The sequence below is a fragment of the Pseudonocardia sp. CA-107938 genome (genome assembly GCF_050936315.1).
Lineage (GTDB): Bacteria > Actinomycetota > Actinomycetes > Mycobacteriales > Pseudonocardiaceae > Pseudonocardia.
Genome location: NZ_JBNJNA010000002.1, coordinates 813,472 through 829,788, shown reverse-complemented (window position 1 = coordinate 829,788; position 16,317 = coordinate 813,472). Strand labels below are relative to the sequence as shown.

At 71.9% G+C, this 16,317-nt stretch carries 15 protein-coding genes and 1 pseudogene; 2 read left to right on the top strand and 14 right to left on the bottom strand.

The annotated features are described in order from the left end of the window. Positions 1–21 precede the first annotated feature (21 nt). Genes ACQEVB_RS36825 through ACQEVB_RS36800 form a run of 6 tightly spaced genes read right to left on the bottom strand, consistent with a single transcriptional unit; the run spans position 22 to position 5,892 of the window. Positions 22–897, bottom strand: coding sequence for a 3-hydroxyacyl-CoA dehydrogenase family protein (locus ACQEVB_RS36825; protein WP_432983105.1), 876 nt, complete (start codon positions 895–897; stop codon positions 22–24). 17 nt (positions 898–914) lie between these two features. Then, entirely contained in the window at positions 915–1,670 is a 756-nt protein-coding gene (locus ACQEVB_RS36820; RefSeq protein WP_432983101.1) for an SDR family NAD(P)-dependent oxidoreductase, read from the bottom strand. After that, the gene (locus tag ACQEVB_RS36815; RefSeq protein ID WP_432983098.1) at positions 1,667–2,890 is read right to left on the bottom strand and encodes an acyl-CoA dehydrogenase family protein; all 1,224 of its coding nucleotides are present in this window, start codon (positions 2,888–2,890) and stop codon (positions 1,667–1,669) included. The genes ACQEVB_RS36820 and ACQEVB_RS36815 overlap by 4 nt, the downstream gene beginning before the upstream one ends. After that, positions 2,890–3,687, bottom strand: coding sequence for an enoyl-CoA hydratase/isomerase family protein (locus ACQEVB_RS36810; protein ID WP_432983095.1), 798 nt, complete (start codon positions 3,685–3,687; stop codon positions 2,890–2,892). Before ACQEVB_RS36810 ends, ACQEVB_RS36815 begins: the two co-directional genes overlap by 1 nt. Then, positions 3,680–4,867: a CaiB/BaiF CoA transferase family protein gene (locus ACQEVB_RS36805; protein WP_432983092.1), complete on the bottom strand. Its 1,188-nt coding sequence runs from the start codon at positions 4,865–4,867 to the stop codon at positions 3,680–3,682. Before ACQEVB_RS36805 ends, ACQEVB_RS36810 begins: the two co-directional genes overlap by 8 nt. 29 nt (positions 4,868–4,896) lie before the next feature. Beyond that, positions 4,897–5,892, bottom strand: a complete 996-nt coding sequence (locus tag ACQEVB_RS36800) for a VOC family protein (RefSeq protein WP_432983089.1) — start codon at positions 5,890–5,892, stop codon at positions 4,897–4,899. Between the two features lie 70 nt (positions 5,893–5,962). Here ACQEVB_RS36800 and ACQEVB_RS36795 point away from each other — a divergent pair, with 70 nt between their 5' ends. Together ACQEVB_RS36795 and ACQEVB_RS36790 are read left to right on the top strand one after the other, a co-directional pair. After that, the gene (locus tag ACQEVB_RS36795) at positions 5,963–7,915 is read left to right on the top strand and encodes an acetoacetate--CoA ligase (RefSeq protein WP_432983086.1); all 1,953 of its coding nucleotides are present in this window, start codon (positions 5,963–5,965) and stop codon (positions 7,913–7,915) included. A 24-nt stretch (positions 7,916–7,939) separates the two neighbouring features. After that, a pseudogene (locus ACQEVB_RS36790) lies at positions 7,940–8,056 on the top strand (hypothetical protein); the annotation flags it as partial. Between the two features lie 381 nt (positions 8,057–8,437). Here the strand turns inward: ACQEVB_RS36790 and ACQEVB_RS36785 are convergent. The 8 genes from ACQEVB_RS36785 to ACQEVB_RS36750 form a co-directional block, all read right to left on the bottom strand. After that, complete coding sequence (locus ACQEVB_RS36785; RefSeq protein WP_432983083.1) at positions 8,438–9,409, bottom strand: oxygenase MpaB family protein; 972 nt, start codon at positions 9,407–9,409, stop codon at positions 8,438–8,440. A gap of 87 nt (positions 9,410–9,496) precedes the next feature. After that, positions 9,497–10,957, bottom strand: a complete 1,461-nt coding sequence (locus tag ACQEVB_RS36780) for a benzaldehyde dehydrogenase (RefSeq protein WP_432983080.1) — start codon at positions 10,955–10,957, stop codon at positions 9,497–9,499. 39 nt (positions 10,958–10,996) lie between these two features. Beyond that, positions 10,997–11,614, bottom strand: a complete 618-nt coding sequence (locus ACQEVB_RS36775) for a hypothetical protein (protein WP_432983077.1) — start codon at positions 11,612–11,614, stop codon at positions 10,997–10,999. A gap of 55 nt (positions 11,615–11,669) precedes the next feature. Further along, entirely contained in the window at positions 11,670–12,425 is a 756-nt protein-coding gene (locus ACQEVB_RS36770; RefSeq protein WP_432983074.1) for a glucose 1-dehydrogenase, read from the bottom strand. Further along, positions 12,422–12,886 (bottom strand): VOC family protein, encoded by a 465-nt coding sequence (locus ACQEVB_RS36765; RefSeq protein ID WP_432983071.1) that lies wholly within the window; start codon positions 12,884–12,886, stop codon positions 12,422–12,424. The genes ACQEVB_RS36770 and ACQEVB_RS36765 overlap by 4 nt, the downstream gene beginning before the upstream one ends. Positions 12,887–12,907: 21 nt before the next feature. Next, a complete protein-coding gene (locus tag ACQEVB_RS36760) occupies positions 12,908–14,713 on the bottom strand; it encodes a thiamine pyrophosphate-binding protein (protein WP_432983068.1) in 1,806 nt (601 codons plus the stop codon). After that, positions 14,710–15,564 carry an SDR family oxidoreductase gene (locus tag ACQEVB_RS36755; RefSeq protein WP_432983065.1) on the bottom strand — a complete coding sequence of 285 codons (855 nt, stop codon included), beginning with the start codon at positions 15,562–15,564 and terminating at the stop codon, positions 14,710–14,712. Before ACQEVB_RS36755 ends, ACQEVB_RS36760 begins: the two co-directional genes overlap by 4 nt. Next, positions 15,561–16,316, bottom strand: coding sequence for an SDR family NAD(P)-dependent oxidoreductase (locus ACQEVB_RS36750; protein ID WP_432983062.1), 756 nt, complete (start codon positions 16,314–16,316; stop codon positions 15,561–15,563). The genes ACQEVB_RS36755 and ACQEVB_RS36750 overlap by 4 nt, the downstream gene beginning before the upstream one ends. Position 16,317: the final 1 nt, after the last annotated feature.

Below are 16,317 nucleotides of genomic sequence, written 5' to 3'. Positions count from 1 at the left end.
TGGTTCTCCTCGGCCGTCGCGTCAGGACCCGAACAGTCGGGTGTCGTCGTAGGTGTAGAAGCCGCGGCCGGTCTTCCGGCCCAGGTCTCCGGCCGCGACCATGCGCTCGACCATCGGGGGCGGGAAGAACCGCGGGTCGCGCAGTTGCTCGTAGAGCCTCGTGGCGACCTGCTGATGGATGTCCAGACCGACGATGTCGAGCAGCCGGAACGGCCCCATGGGGTGCCCGAGCGCACCGGTCACCGCTGCGTCGATGGACTCCGTCGTGCCGAGCCCCGACTCCAGGGCGGCGATGCACCGGTTCTCCCACGGGATGAGGAACCTGTTCACGATGAATCCGGGGCGATCCTTCGTGACGACCGTCGTCTTGCCGAGCGCGTCCAGGAAGTCGACCGTGGCCTTGTGCGCCCAGTCCGCGGTGTGCCGCCCCCGCGCCACCTCCACGAGCTTCATGAGGGGCGCCGGGTTGCAGTAGTGCGTGCCGACGACGCGCTCCGGGTGGCGTGAACCTGCGGCGATCCCGGTGACGGAGAGCGTCGAGGTGTTGGTGTGGATCAGAGCGCTCGTCGAGACGATCTCGTCGAGGCGGGCGAAGAGCTCCTTCTTGAGCGACAGGTCCTCGAAGACGGCCTCCACGACGACGTCCGCATCGGCGATCTCCCGCAGGTCGGTGACGCCGACCAGCTTCGACCTGGCTTCCAGCGCCTGTTCGTCGTCGAGCTTGCCGAGCTCGACGCTGCGATCGAAGAAGCCGTTGACGGTGGCGACACCTCGACGCAGATTCGCTTCGTCCACGTCGTAGAAGAGGGTGCGATGGCCCGCCCGGCTCATGACGGTCGCGATACCGGATCCCATGGTGCCCGCCCCGAGGACGGCCACCGTGCTGCGCTGGTTCATGGGTTTCCCGTCGACCTTCACTGAAGGGACTGGCCGCCGTCGATGACGACGATCGAGCCGGTGGTGTACGCGGACCGGGGTCCGACCAGGAGCAGGAGCCACGGCGCCAGCTCGTCAGGGCTGCCCATGCGGCGAGCGGGGATCGTCTTGAGCACCTTGCCCGTCAGTTCCTCGTCCGCGCGCACGTCCGCGTTGATGTCGGTCACGAAGTAGCCCGGCGCAACGGCGTTGACCTGCACGTTGTGGCGCGCCCATTCCACGGCCATCGACCTGGTGAACGCCATGACCGCGGCCTTGGAAGCGCAGTAGGCGGCGTGGTGCGGAGTGCCCTTGAGCGCGAAGCTCGACGCCACGTTGAGGACCTTGCCCGATCTCTGGCCGACGAAGTGGCGACCAGCGGCTTTCGTGGCGAGGAAGGTCCCGCGGAGGTTGGTGTCGATGATCCGGTCCCAGTCGTCGGCGGGCTGGTCCAGCAGCGGCGTCGTGGTGAGGACACCGGAGTTGTTGACCAGGATGTCGACGCGCCCGAACGTCTCGACGGTTGCCGCGATCATCCGCTCGACAGCGGCCTCGTCCGTGACGTCCGTCGGGCAGGCGAGTGCTTCGCCGTTCGCTGCCTTGATCTCGGCCGACAGCGCGTCCAGGTGCGCGGCGGTGCGCCCGGCGAGGGTGACGGCAGCACCGGCCTCGGCGAGCGCGAGAGCCATCGCCTTCCCGAGGCCGCGGCCGGCCCCTGTCACGACGGCGACCTTGCCGTCCAGCACCCCGGTCATGGCATCTCCTTGATCACGTTCGCGATCTCGCGGCTGATCAGCAGCCGCTGGATCTCGTTGGTCCCGTCGTAGATCCGGGTGACGCGGGCATCCCGGAGGCATCGCTCGACGCCGAGCAGGGCGAGGTCGCCGTACGGCCCGAGCAGCGCCGTGGCGGCGAGGGCGACGTCCCAGCCGAGGTCCGTGCAGGCCTGCTTCATGAGCCCGATCTGGCCCGGGCTCGTGTCGGGGTCGGCGTCGACCTGACGGGCGACCGCGTGCAGCAGCAGCCGCCCCTGCGCGATCCGGCTCCGCCACCCGGCCAGTTCGTGCAGCGCGTCGGCCGGCACCCTGCTGCCGTGGATGCGCCGCAGCACCGCGAGCGTCCGGGCATAGGCCCCCCGGGCGAACCCGACACCCTGCGCCGCGGCGCTGATCCGGGACTTGATGACCGACCGCATCACGATCGACCAGCCCTCGCCCTCGTCGCCGAGGCGGTTCGCGGCAGGCACGGCCACGTCGTCGAAGAACAGCTCGGCGGTCGACGACCCGTGCATGCCCAGCTTGTCGAACGGGCTGCCGTGGGTGACACCGGGCCACGACGCCTCCACGACGAAGGCACTCACGCCGCCTCGCCTCGACGATCGGTCGGTGGTCGCGAAGCACACGATCACGTCCGCGCGATCACCGGTGGTGATGAAGGTCTTGGTGCCGTTGAGGCGGTATCCGTCGCCCTGCGGGACCGCAGTCGTGCGAAGGCTGGAGACGTCACTGCCCGCATCGGGTTCCGTGATCGCCATGGATCCGTAGGCGGTCCCCGAGAGCAGCGGCGGGATGTACTGCTCGCGGACGGGTTCCGATCCGGCGACCAGGATCGGGTACGCGGCGTGGGTCTGCGTCATGAAGACGAGGCTCGTCGCCCCGCAGGCTGCGGCGATCTCCTCCACGACCACCGCGTAGGCCACGGTGGAGTCGCCGGTGCCACCGTGCTCCTCGGGGAAGCCGATCCCGCCGAGCCCGGCCGAGGCCAACGCCTGGTAGCTCTCGTGCGCGAACGCCTCTGCACGATCCAGCTCGGGTGCGCGGGGAGCCACGTCGCGCGCGACGATGCCGCGCGCCACGCGGCGCACCGTCATCTCGCGCTCGGTGAGCGACTGGTCCACAGCAGGCTCGTCGAGGAGGTCGTGCAGCCCGATGTAGGTGTCGGCCACGCTGTCGAGGTCGAGCGGCTGCATCTGCATCAGCCATCGCCCCCGGCCGCGAACGCCGGGGCACGCTTGGCCAGGAACGCGGCGATCCCTTCGGCGCCCTCCGGACCGCTGGTCGCGACCGCAGCCAGCCCGGTCTCCACGGCGAGTCCGGCATCGATGGCCGCGCCCGCGCCCATGTCGAGCGCTGTGAGGATCGCCCGTACCGCCTGCGGGCCCTTGGTCGCCACCTCTCGAGCGAGGTGCAGCGCCACCGCACACGGGTCCCCCGCCACGGGCTCGACCGGGGTGAGCCCCCACGCGAAGGCCCGCGCCGCGTCGATCCGCGCTCCCGTCACCATGACGTGCGCCGCGGCCGCTCGGCCGATCAGCCTGGGCAGGCGCTGCGTCCCGCCGTAGCCCGGCATCAGGCCCAGACCGGCTTCCGGGAGCCCGACGGTTGCGTGGTCGGCGAAGACGCTGAAGGTCGACGCCAGCACGAGCTCGAACCCACCGCCCAAGGCGAGCCCGTTGACCGCGGCGATCACGGGAACGGTCGAGCGCTCGATGGCGCGCAGCGTCGCCTGACCATCCGCCAGAACGGCGTAGGCATCGTCCGGCCCGAGGCCGGCGAGCTCCTTGAGGTCGGCGCCGGCGCAGAACGCCTTCGTGCCGGCACCGGTCAGGACGATCGCGCGGGCCCCTGCGCCAGGGGCGTCCACGATCGCCGACCGCAGTTCACGGAGGACGTTCCGGTTGAGCGCGTTGTAGGCCTTCGGCCGGTTGATGGTCACCACGCGGACCGGCCCCTGATCCTCCATGAGGACCACCGGAGGGGGCAGATCAGACATGGGACTCCTCCTCGGCGACGATGCCGACCTCGCTCAACATCGACTCGATCTCTGCCCGCGGGAAACCGAGGCCGGCCAGCACGGACTCGGTGTCGGCGCCGAGCTCGGGGAACCGCTCGTTCCTGGGCTCGGCGTTCGACGCGAGCCGGAACGGTGGGCGGACCGTGATGAGCGAGCCGTCCGATCCCGGGACCGGCAACAGCCCGCGTCGCGCTCGGACCTGCGGATCGGACACCACCCTCGACAGGGTCTGGACCGGCGCAGCCGGCACGCCGGCGGCGTCGAAGGCGGTCAGCCATGCGACCACCGGCCTGGTCCTGATGACCTCGGCGATGCGCGCCGTGATCTCGGACCGATGCCGTCGCCGGCCCGCGTTGTCGGACAGGGCCGGGTCCGCCGCCATCTCCGCCAACCCGAGCACCGCGCACAACCGCGCCCACATCCGGTCGTTCCCCGCCGCGATGACCATCGAGCCATCGGCGGCCTGGAACGGTTGGTAGACGGCGAGGACCGAGTCGGTGCCGCCGCTGGGGCGGGGTTCCGGCTCGCCGGCGTGGAACGCGGCGAGTCTCGGCGCCATCAGCGCGAGGTCCGTGTCGAGCAACGAGACGTCGATGACGTCGCCCTGGCCGGTGGTCGCCTGCCGGACCGCAGCAGCCGACACGGCCAGCGCCGCGCAGATCCCGGTGACGATGTCGGACAGGGCCGTCGACACGCGCTGCGGGCTGCGCCCTTCCTCTCCGGTGACCGACATCAGGCCCGAGCGGGCCTGGGCGACCAGGTCGTATCCGCGGAGATGCGCATCCGGACCGTCCAGGCCGAACCCGGACAGCGCGCAGTAGATGATGCGCGGGTTGCGCGCCAGCACCGACGTCGGATCGATCCCGAGCTCGACGAGCTTGGCGGGGTTGGTGTTCTGCACGAGCACGTCCGCCGCATCGATCAGCCGGGCGAGCACCTCGCGACCGGCGGTGGATCGGATGTCGAGGCACATCGACCGCTTGTTGCGGTTGGCCGACGCGAACCACGCCGACGCGCCGTCGGCGAACGGCGGCCCCCACGCCCTGGCGTCGTCCCCGGAACCCGGGCGCTCGACCTTGATCACGTCAGCGCCGAGGTCCGCCAAGTACATCGTGGCCGTCGGACCGGCGTACGAGGTGGAGAGGTCGACGACCTGCAAACCACTGAGCGGTCCGGCTGGCTGCGCGCTCACATCCCGGCCGGCATGCCGTCCGACGGGGCGCCCGGCATCCGGCGGTGCCCCCACACGTTCTCGATGGTGTGGACGCTCGGGACCCAGGTCGCGTCGTCGATCGTGATGCCCCCGACGCCGTACTCCACCTCGCACTTCGACGGCGTCTGGCAGTAGAACGACACCATCAGGTCGTTGATGTGCTTGCCGATCGAGCTGTTGAGCTGCGCGGCGCCGTCCAGGACCACGTCGAGCGCGTGACCGACGGTGTCGAGGTCGTCGACCTCGATCATGAAGTGGTGGAGACCCGGCTCGAGTCCGGTCTTCGTCGGCATCATCGCCAGGCTGTGGTGCCGCGGGTTGCAGTGGGTGAACAGCACGTCGAAACGCGGCGTCCGGACGCGGTCGGACTCGCGGAAGCCGAGCGTCTCCAGGTAGAAGCGCTCAGCCTCGTCCATGTCCGGCACGACGAGCACCGCATGCCCGAGCCCGAGCTCTCCGGTGACGAAGGTGGCGCCCGTCGGCGACGTGAACGGCGTCGCCGGCGTCTCCTGGCCGTGGAAGAACTCCAGGTTCGTCCCGGCCGGATCGACGGCCCGGACGAGGTCGGCGACACCCCGCTCCTTGGCGAGCACCGGATCGCGCGTGGTCTCCACGCCGGCGCGGCCGAGCGCCGACACCACGTCGTCGAGCGCGGCGGCGTCCGCGACCTCCCAGCCGATGAACTCGCAACTCCCGTCGCCGGGGGTCACCGAGACCCGGAACGCGCGCTCGTCGGCGCGCAGCAACAGGCGATCGGGGCTGGATTCGACGATCTCGAGGCCGAGCACATCGGTGCCGAACCGTTCCCAGGCGCCCAGGTCGGCAGCGGTCACGCCGACATAGCCAAGGCTCGACACCAGCGGCGCAGGCCGGCCTGCCGCGGTTGCTGACACCACGATCACTCTCCCTCGAGGGCCGCGGATTCCCTCGGCCGTATCTGTCTGACATTTGCCACATGATGATGCTGACAAACCTCAGACGATGCGTCAAGGTGTTGGCGTCGTAGGTTTCCTCCCCGGCTACCAGTGACTGGAGCACCTCATGCCCCCCATCTGGGTCCCCGATCCGCAGGACGCCGCCCGCAGCCGGCTCGCGGAGTTCACGGCGCTCGTCGAGGACGCGCACGGCATCCGGTTCCGCGACTACGACGACCTCTGGGCCTGGACCGTCGAGCACCTGGAGGAGTTCTGGGCGGCCGCGTGGGACTACTTCGACATGCGTTCCGAACCGGCGCCGACCACGGTGCTCGCCTCGGCAGAGATGCCCGGCGCGACCTGGTTCCCCGGCGTGAACCTCAACTACGTCAGCCATGTCTTCCGGGAACGCGACGTCGACGCGGTCGCCGTCGTCGAGGTGACCGAGCCGGGGGCGAGCCGCTCGCTGACATGGGGTGCTCTCGAAGACCAGGTCGCCGCCGTCGCGGCCGCACTGACGGAGCGTGGGATCGAACGCGGTGACCGGGTCGTCGCGTACATCCCCAACTGCGCCGCTGCGGTCGTCGCGTTCCTGGCGACCGCCAGCGTCGGAGCGGTGTGGTCGTGCTGCGGGCCGGACTACGCGGCCGAGGCCGCCGCGAACCGGCTCGCGCAGCTGGAGCCGCGCCTGCTGCTCGTCGCCGACGGCTACCACTTCGGCGGCCGGGCCTTCGATCGCCGCGCCGAAGGCGCCCGGCTCCTCGAACTGCTGCCGACCGTCGAGCACGTCGTGCACGTGGCGCATCTCGGCCTTCCGCCGATCGTGGCCGATCGCGACGTGGCCACGTGGGACGAGGTCCTGGCGACGGCGCACGACGCCTTGGCGCCGAGCCCGGTGCCGTTCGACCACCCGCTGTGGGTGCTCTACTCGTCCGGGACGACCGGAATCCCGAAGGGCCTCGTCCACGGTCACGGCGCAGTGACCCTCGACTACCAGAAGCACGTCGGGCTGCAGCTCGACGCCGGCGCGGCCGACCGCATGCTCTGGTACACGACGACCAACTGGATGATGTGGAACTTCGCCGTCAACATGCTGCTCGTCGGCGGCTCGATGGTGGCCTACGACGGGAGCCCGACCCACCCGACGCCGGACCGGCTCTGGGAGGTCGCCGTCGAGCACGGCGCCACCATCCTCGGCGCGAGCCCGGGCTACCTCCAGGCGTGCGAGCGGCACGGCACCCGGGTGCCTTCCGGCCACCGGCTCCGCATGATCGGGGCAACCGGCTCACCCGTGCCGCAGGCCGCGTTCCACTGGGTTCGCGCGCAGCTGGGCGACCACATGCCGCTCGTCTCGATGTCCGGCGGAACCGACATCGTCTCGGCCCTCGCCACCGGATCTCCGACGAAGCCGATCTGGCCCGGCGAGCTCTCGGCGCGGCCGCTGGGCGTCGCCGTCGACACGTGGAACGAAGCCGGCGAACCCGTCCGGGGAACCGTCGGCGAGCTGGTGGTGACCAAGCCGATGCCGACGATGCCGGTGCAGCTCTGGAACGACCCGGACGGGTCGAGGTACCGAGCGGCGTACTTCGACGTCTACCCCGGGGTCTGGCGCCACGGCGACTGGGCCACCATCACCGAACGCGGGACCGTCGTGATCCACGGCCGCTCGGACGCGACCCTGAACCGCAACGGCATCCGCCTCGGCAGCGCCGACATCTACGAGGTCGTCGAGAAGATGCCGGAAGTGGCGGAGGCGCTGGTCGTCGGCGTCGACCAGCCGGACGGCGGCTACTGGATGGTCCTGTTCGTCGCACTCGCGGGCGACCGCGTCCTCGACGACGACCTGCGCGCCCGCATCTCCGACGGACTGCGCGTGCACGCGTCGCGGCGGCACGTGCCGGACGCGATCCTCCAGGTGGCCGCCGTTCCCCACACGAGGACCGGCAAGAAGCTCGAGGTGCCCGTCAAGCGGATCCTCCAGGGCGCCGACCCGGAGCACGTCGTCAGCCGGGACGCGGTCGACGACCCGACCCTCCTGGAACAGTTCGAGAAGATCGACGTGCCCAGGACATCCGCCTAGCCCAGATCTTTCTTGTGACGTTGGATCCTGCCTTCGGGACACGCCACCGCCACCTCCGATCGAGGCTCTCGCCCGATCTGGCGGTGCGCGGGCCGGTACGCCAACCTCGGCATCTTCGCCGTCGAGGACAACCAGCAGCTCCACGACATCCTCGGGCCTGCATCTGTTGCCACACATGACCGTTCCCATCACCCCGCTCGCCGCGCACTCCTGGGAGCTCTCGGCGGGCGACGTCCCGGGGTGCGTCAGCCGCCGGCGGATCGACGTGCAGGCCAGATGGCGTTGCTGATCCCGAGCGCGAGCGCCAGCAGGAGCACAGCGCGCGGTCCCCTGCGCCTGCCGGCCCGCATCCGCCACCAACTCGGCCTCCGTACCCGTGACTGGATGCTGCTGGTCGACGCCGGCACCGATCGCGGCGCGGCAAGGATCGAGGGATCGCTCATTCGGGCCCCGGGTCGCGTTCGGGAGCCGGTGCGGACGGGCGAGGATCCCGACGACCGTGTACCGGTCCCGGCCGACGAGTCAGACGCTCGTACTCGTCGACCCGTCCGGCCCGGGCCGTCGTTCCCTCATGCTGGACAGAGCGGCCTTCAGCCGGCCGCCCATCGGGGACTCCGGGCGGGGCTCGGCGAACGCGGCGGGGATCGGCGCCACCTCGACCGGATCGGGAGCCCATCGCTGCCCGACGGTGATGAGCGTGCGCAGCGCCCACCGCAGGATCCGGGCCACGAGCGGTCGCGGGGCCGTGAGCCCGTGGACGGCGAGCAGCTCCGGGGTCGCAAGGGACAGCACAAGGCCACGACCGAGCCCGTGCAACGGGCGCGGGAACCAGCGGTCGCTGAACTGCTGCAGCAGCGCCTCGGCGACGACGTTGCTCTCCGGACCGGTCGAGTAGTCGTTGCGCTCGAAGTCGGCGAGGAAGTCGAGCATCCCGTCGAAGTCCGCCGGCAGCGGAACGCCCTGGTCCGAGCCGATGCGGAACAGCTGGGCGATCTCCGACCAGTGCCGGTAGGCGGCCCGCTGCTCCTTGGCGCTGAAGCCGGGCAGGCCGAGCCGCTGCATCACGCGGTGCGGCTCGGCGGCCATGATGCAGATCGTGTTCGTGTACTGGCGCACGTCGAGGATCGCGTCGGGGTACTTCCCCGCCCAGGCGTCGTGCTGCTTGTTCACCCGTTCGACCGACTCACGCACGCGCGGGTCGTGCGCACCCTCGCCGGTGTACCAGGTCCACACCTCCCGCATGGTGTGCTCTATCCGACGCTGCTGGTGCAGGACGACCTTGCCCGTGCCGCCGCGGACGAGTGTGCGTGCGCCGCTGGCCGGCCCGACGAGCCGCAGGAAGCCCTGGCACACCGCCATGTTGAGGATCATCGGGCTGGTCCGGTAGGCGTTGCCGAGCTGCCAGATCCGGGCGTGGTCGACGTCCGGGTCGAGCGACTCGATCTCGGCGTCGATCCACTTGCGCGGCTTCTCCCTGGGCACTCTGGTGGGCACGTGTCCTCCTCGGGTTCCTGATCGGGCCTGGTGATGTCGTCGGGCATCAGCGCTGGATCGTCTGGTACGGCTACCTGCGGGTCCGGATCAGAACGGGTACGGGGCGATGCTGCCCCGCACCGTCAGCCACTGCGTCTCGGTGAACGCCTCCAGGTTGGCCTCCGGGCCACCGAACCGGGAGCCGGTGCCGGACGCGCCGACGCCACCGAACGGCACGTTCGCTTCGTCCGCGACCGTCTGCTCGTTGATGTGCACGATCCCTGACGGCACTGCGTCGGCGACCTGCATCGCCAACCCCACATCCCCCAGGATCCCCAACGACAACCCGTACTCGCTGTCCGACGCCAGCCGCACCGCCTCCTCCACGGTGTCGAACGCGACGACGGGCGCCACCGGACCGAAGACCTCCTCTGCATACGCCGGCATGTCCGGCGTCACGTCCGCCAGCACGGTCGGCGCATAGAACAACCCGTCGTAGGTCCCGCCGGCCGCGAGCCGGCCACCGGCCCGCACCGTGTCCTGCACGAGCGCATCCACCCGGTCCCGCTGACCGGCGTCGATCAGCGGACCGATCGCGACCTGGCCGGTCGCCGGGTCACCGACCGGCAGGTGCCGTGCCTTCTCGGTGAGAGCCTCGACGTAGGCGTCGTAGACGCTGGTGTGCACCAGATGCCGACCGGTCGTCATGCAGATCTGCCCCTGGTGCATGAACGACCCGAACGCCCCCGCCGACGCCGCCTTCGCCAGGTCGGCCCCCGGCAGGACGACGAGCGCGTTGTTCCCGCCGAGCTCCAGGTGCGCCCGCTTGAGGTGCTCCCCGGCGATCTTGCCGACGATCCGCCCGGCCCGGGTGGAGCCGGTGAACGAGATCACGCGCACCTCGGAGGCGGTGACCACCGCCTCCCCGATCGACGCATCGCCCGGCAGCAGGTGCAGCAGGCCCGGCGGCAGCCCGGCCTCCTCGAACACCCGCACCAACGCCACACCACCGCACACCGCGGTCCGCGGGTCCGGCTTCAGCAGCACCGCGTTCCCCAACGCCAACGCCGGCGCCACCGAACGGATCGACAGGATCAACGGGAAGTTGAACGGCGCGATCACCGACACCACCCCCACCGGCCGCCGCCGCGCGAAGCTCCACCGCGGCTCCGCACTCGGCAGCACCGACCCCGCCGGCAACGACGGCAGCGCCGCCGCCTCGAAGCACTCCTGGCTCGCCACGTGCGTCTCCAGCGCGGCCTTTGGCGGGATCGAGCCTGCCTCGCGGACGATCCACGACTCGATCTCCGCCGCATGGTCCAGCCACAGCTGCCCCGCACGCCGCAGGACCGCCGCCCGCTCCTCGTACGACGCCGCCGCCCACTCCCGCTGCGCCTGTGCCGCGGCGGCAGCCGCCTTCGTCACGTCGTCCTGCGTCGCCACCCCCACGCGCCCCAGGACGTCACCCGTCGCCGGCTCCACGACGTCCGCCGCGCCACCGCTGCCCGATACCCAGCCCCCCACCGAGAAGACCCGTTCCGACCAGACCGCCGGATCCAACAGACCCATGACCGTTCCTCCTGTGCTCGAGATCGATGTGTGTGGACGTCAGCTGGTCCGTGCCGCCTCCAGCAGCGGCTCCAGTGCCTGCCGCGCCTGGTCGGTCGTGATGACGTCGGCGGGCTCCAGGAGGTAGAGGTTGCGCGACCCGACGTCGATGAACACGTTCTCCCCCAACAGCTTCGCGTCGGCGTCGTACGGCCAGACGTTGGCCACCCGTTCGGTGAGGACGTAGGTCGCTGCCGGGTCGACACCGTCGACGACGACGCCGTGCAGGGGCAGCGCAGGGCCCGGGACGACGTGGGCGAGCAAGGACTCGAAGGCGAGCCCCCAGTCGGCCACGGCCATCCGCTCCGAGAGGGGCATGATGAGGTTGAGCCCGACGTCGGTCATCCCGCGGTAGAAGCCGGCGACGGCGTCGTAGCCGTCGAAGACCTCGGTCGTCGTCCCCGCGGCCACCCGGTAGACCGGGTGGGAGCTGGTGAGCTCGGGCGCGAGGATCTCGGGCCAGCGGCCGGCCACCTCGAGCATGGCGTGCCGCCGGAAGTTCTCCAGGATGGTGCGCTGACGCTCGTCGGTGACGATCCCGAGGAGCCGGTCCGCCTCCCGCGGGACGGCGAGGACGTCGAGCTTCGGCGCGGGCTGCTCGGACAGGGCGAGAGACACGGGTGCTCCTAGGGTGTGGGGCGTTCGGGGCAGGTGGGCGGCCCGGCGACGTCGTTCACTTGGCCGTCGCCCCTCCGTCGACGGGCAGCGCGACGCCGGTGACGAAGGTGGCCTCGTCCGAGCAGAGCCAGGTGGCGGCCGCAGCCACCTCGGACGGCTCGCCGAGCCGGTGGATGGCCATCCGGCCGACCCACAGCTCGAGCTGGTCCGGGGTGAGGACGTCCATCAGCGGCGTCCGGATCGACGCGGGACAGACCGCGTTGACCCGGACCCCGGCGTCGGCGCACTCGACGGCGGCGGTCTTGGTCAGGCCGAGCACCGCGTGCTTGCTCGCGACGTACGCACCGAGCAGCGGCGGCGAGACGAGCCCAGCCAGGGAGGACGTGTTGACGACGGCACCGGACCCGGCGGCGAGCATGTGCCGCAGCTGGTACTTCATCCCGAGCCAGACACCCTTGAGGTTCACCGCAAGGACGCGGTCGAAGTCGACCTCCTCCATGTCCGTCAGCGACGCAGAGTGCTCGATGCCCGCGTTGTTGTGGGCGAAGTCGAGCCGTCCGAACCGGCGGACGCACTCGTCGACGAGGTTCTCCTGGTCCTTGGCGCTCGTGACGTCACCCGCCACGAACTCCGCGGTGCCGCCGTCGGCGCGGATGGCCTCGACGGTGCGCTCGCCCTCCTCGGAGCAGGCCTCGAGGTCGGTCACGAGGACCGCGCCACCACGCCGGGCGAAGGCGAGGGCGGTCGCCCGGCCGATCCCGCCGGCGGCACCGGTGACGATGCCCGCGCGCCCGTCGAACCAGCCGGTCATGCCGGCGCCGCCAGGTCGACCCCGGCGCGGAAGTGGACGAGCTCGACCAGGTTGCCCTCCGGGTCCGCGACGTAGGAGTAGCGGACAGCGGGGTGCCACGCGGGCCCGGGCGGCACGACGACCGTGGCACCTGCAGCCAGGAGACGGTCGAAGACCGTCTCCAGCTCCTGGACCCGGACACACAGGTGGCCGTAGCCGCGGTTGCGGACCGCCTCGTCGGGTTGGGTGTACCGGGCCACCGGGTCGACGGAGTCGGACCGGTGCATCAGCTCCACCGCCCAGCCGTCCTCGCTGCGCAGCACCACGGCCGTCATCCCCGCGCCGTCGACGGTGAACCGGAACTCCTCGGCGAGCCCGAAGGCGTTGCGGTAGAAGGTGATCGCCGCCTCCAGGTCGCGGACGGACAGCCCGACGTGGTCGAGCGCCGTCGCCGGTGGCCCGGGCGAGTGGGATGCACACATGGGTTCTCCTGGTGGTTCGGGTCAGGTCTGCTGGCGATAGACGTTGGGGGCGTGCTCGAGCGTCTGCGGCAACCGCTCACGGGCGACGGCCACGTCGACGACCGCGGGGATCCCCCGCCGGTTCGCCTCGGCGGCACGGGCCAGCGCGGCCGGAAGGTCGTCCTGGTCCTCGACCCGCTCACCGACGCAGCCGCAGGCGACCGCCACCGCCGCGAGGTCGGGCTGGTGCTCGAAGAGGGTGTCGATGATCCGGTCGCCGTAGCTGAGGTGCTGCTGGTCCCAGATCGAACCGAGGGCGTCGTCGTTGAGCACGACCCACGTCACCCCGAGCCGGTACTGCGCCGCGGTCGGGAGCACGGGCATCACCATCTGGAAGGACCCGTCACCGACGAAGCAGAGTGCCGGCCGCTCCGGGTGCACGAAGCGCGCGACCGGCATGGCCCCGGCGACGAACCCCATGCCGTAGAAGCTGGACGGCACGACGGCGGCCCGCGGGCCGGGCACCCTGGTGAAGGGGAAGGCCCCGCCGATCTGCTGGGCGAGGGCACCCACGTCGAAGCCCAGGACGGCGTCGCGACCGAACACCTCCGTCGCGGCCCGGATGACGCGGACCGGATGCAGGGGCCGTTGGGGGGACCGCGCCAGCGCAGCGACGTGCTCCTCGAGCTCGGCGAGGTCGACGGCGAGCCGGGCCCGCCGCGCGGCGCCGCGCGCGGCGTCCCGCAGCACCGCGGACGATCCGGACGACAGCTCGCCGAGCAGCTGCTCCACCACGGTGCGCACGTCCCCGATGAGGGCGACGTCCGCCCCGACGCTGCGGCCGATCTCGGACGGGTCGATGTCGACCTGCAGGTAGCTGGCGTTCGGGCCGGGAACGGCCCCCAGCTGCCAGTTCGTCTCCATCTCCTCGAACCGCGTCCCGAGACCGATGACGACGTCGGCCTCGGCGAGCACGCGCTTGGACACGGCGTTGCGGTGCGCACCGAGCCCGCCGGCGACGAGCGGGTGGTCCTCGGGGACGACACCCCGCCCCGCGAGGCTGGTGAGGACCGGGGCGTCGAGGAACTCGGCCAGCCGGACGACGGCCGCGGAGGCGTCCGAGGCCATCGCCCCGCCGCCGACCACGACGACCGGGCTGGCGGCCCCCGCGAGCCGCTCCGCCGCGCGCGCGACCGCGCCGGGGTCGGCAGCCGGGCGGGCCGGCGCCGCGGAGGGCGCGTAGCGCTCGTCCCGGACGCTCTGCAGCAGGACGTCGCGTGGCAGGTCGACGAGGACCGGGCCGGGTCGCCCGCTCTTGGCGAGGGTGAAGGCCCGGCGCAGGGTGTCCAGCACCAGCTCGGCGCGGTCGACCCGGACGGACCACTTGGTGACCGGCGCGAAGACGTGGTCGGTGGGGATCTCCTGGCTCGCCCCGCGGTGCGCGGTGACCGTGGACGCCCGCCCGCCCAGCACGACCAGCGGCAGCGTCCCGACCCACGCCTCGGCGACGGCGGTCAGCGTGTTCGTCACCCCCGGTCCCGCGGTGACGAGGACGACGGCGGGCCGGCCGGTGAGCTGGGCGTGCGCCGCCGCCATCGCCGCGGCCTGGTGCTCGTGCCGGACGAGCACGCTGCTGATCGCCGGCTCGTCGAGGATCGCGTCGTAGATCGGCAGGATGTGCCCGCCGGGCATCCCGACGACCAGGGAGACCCCCTCTGCGACAAGGGCGTCGACGATCGCCTTCCCCACCGGCACGGTGGCCCCGGGCTCGGCGGTGCGGTCCGGGCGTGCGCCGCCGCGGTTCGCTGCCTGCCCACCGGTCGCGGAGGTGGTCGTGGTGTACGTCATGGTGCTCCTGTTGCGGACGTGCTCGGCCGGCGCTGCAGCCAGTCGCCGGCGGGGGCGAGGCGGACGGTGTGCCCGCCGTCCACGGCCAGCGTCTGGCCGGTCATCCAGGACGCCCCGGGGCCCAGGAGGAACCGGACGGCGGCGGCGATGTCGTCCGGCCGGCCGATACGGTGGAGCGGGTGGGCGGCGGCGACCTCGGTCTCGCGGCCCTCCCACATCGGGCGGGTGGCATCGGTGCGGACGAGCCCCGGGGCGACGGCGTTGACCCGGACGCCCGGAGCCAGCTCGAGGGCCATCGCCCGCGTGAGGTGGTGGAGGGCGGCCTTGCTCACCGCGTAGGCCCCGATCCCCGGTTCGGGGTGCAGCCCGGCGACGGAGGAGACGTTGACGACCCGGCCACCGTGCTCGCCCATCCACACCTCCCACGCAAGCCGGACCCAGTCCCACGGGGCAACGACGTTCGTCTCGAACGCCTGCCGCAGGTCCTCCGCCCGGGAGTCGACGAGCAGGGTCGGGGTCCCGGCCGCCGCGGCGTTGTTGACGACCGCGTCGAGCCGGCCGAACCGGGCCATCAGCCGGTCGACCGTGCGCTCGCGATGGCCGGGTTCGGCGGCGTCTCCCGGCGCGGACAGCACCCGGTCGCCACCGCCGAGACGATCCGCCGTCTCGCGGAGCGTCCCGGCGTCCCGCCCGGTGAGGCAGACACTGCCGCCGGCGGCGAGCACGGCGTCGGCCACGGCCGCACCGATGCCCCTGGAGCCGCCGGTGACGAGCACGACCAGGCCGTCGAGCTCGGCCGGTGCGGGCGGCCGGTCGGTGACCGGGGACCCGAGTGTGTGTGGTGGTGTCATCCCGCGGTCGCCCCGGCGTCGACGGGGAAGGCGACCCCGGTGAGGAAGGATGCCTCGTCGGAGAGCAGCCACGCGACCACTGCACCGATCTCCCGCGGCGCGGCGAAGCGCTTCATCGCCTGCGGCGCGACGATCGCGGCTCGCAGGTCCGCCGGGAGCTCCGCCGTCATCGGGGTCTCCGTGGCGGCGGGGCAGACCGCGTTGACCCGGATCCCGCTGCCCGCCAGCTCCAGGGCCGCGCTGCGGGTGAGACCGACCACCGCGTGCTTGCTCGCCGAGTAGGCGCTGCCGCGTTCCAGGCCCTTGAGCCCGGCGAGGGAGGCGGTGTTGACGATGCTCCCGCCGCCACCGGCGAGCATGGCCGGGATCTGGCGCTTGAGGCCGAGGAAGACGCCGGTGAGGTTGACGGCGAGGACCCGATGGAAGTCCTCGATGCTGGTGTCGACGAGGTGGGCCGCGTGTCCGACGCCGGCGTTGTTGTGCGCCAGGTCGAGCCGCCCCGCCCGGGCGACGACGTCCCGGACCGTCCGTTCCCACGCAGCTTCGTCGGTGACGTCGAGGGGCTCGAACCAGGCGTCGCCGCCCGCCTCCTGGACCAGCGCGACGGTCTTCTCCCCGTCGTCGGCGCGCTGCCCGACGTCGGTGACGACGACGGTGGCCCCGGCCGCCCCGAGTGCGACGGCGCTCGCCCTGCCGATGCCGCCGGAGGCGCCGGTGACGAGTGCCACCTTGCCGGCCAGATGTCCGGTCATC

Excerpts from the sequence above, each read along its gene's own strand:
- ACQEVB_RS36765 (WP_432983071.1), bottom strand. The coding sequence starts at position 12,886 with ATGTGTGCATCCCACTCGCCCGGGCCACCGGCGACGGCGCTCGACCAC.
- ACQEVB_RS36750 (WP_432983062.1), bottom strand. The coding sequence starts at position 16,316 with ATGACCGGACATCTGGCCGGCAAGGTGGCACTCGTCACCGGCGCCTCC.
- ACQEVB_RS36780 (WP_432983080.1), bottom strand. The coding sequence starts at position 10,957 with ATGGGTCTGTTGGATCCGGCGGTCTGGTCGGAACGGGTCTTCTCGGTG.
- ACQEVB_RS36770 (WP_432983074.1), bottom strand. The coding sequence starts at position 12,425 with ATGACCGGCTGGTTCGACGGGCGCGCGGGCATCGTCACCGGTGCCGCC.
- ACQEVB_RS36795 (WP_432983086.1), top strand. The coding sequence starts at position 5,963 with ATGCCCCCCATCTGGGTCCCCGATCCGCAGGACGCCGCCCGCAGCCGG.
- ACQEVB_RS36760 (WP_432983068.1), bottom strand. The coding sequence starts at position 14,713 with ATGACGTACACCACGACCACCTCCGCGACCGGTGGGCAGGCAGCGAAC.
- ACQEVB_RS36825 (WP_432983105.1), bottom strand. The coding sequence starts at position 897 with ATGAACCAGCGCAGCACGGTGGCCGTCCTCGGGGCGGGCACCATGGGA.
- ACQEVB_RS36815 (WP_432983098.1), bottom strand. The coding sequence starts at position 2,890 with ATGCAGATGCAGCCGCTCGACCTCGACAGCGTGGCCGACACCTACATC.
- ACQEVB_RS36820 (WP_432983101.1), bottom strand. The coding sequence starts at position 1,670 with ATGACCGGGGTGCTGGACGGCAAGGTCGCCGTCGTGACAGGGGCCGGC.
- ACQEVB_RS36755 (WP_432983065.1), bottom strand. The coding sequence starts at position 15,564 with ATGACACCACCACACACACTCGGGTCCCCGGTCACCGACCGGCCGCCC.
- ACQEVB_RS36810 (WP_432983095.1), bottom strand. The coding sequence starts at position 3,687 with ATGTCTGATCTGCCCCCTCCGGTGGTCCTCATGGAGGATCAGGGGCCG.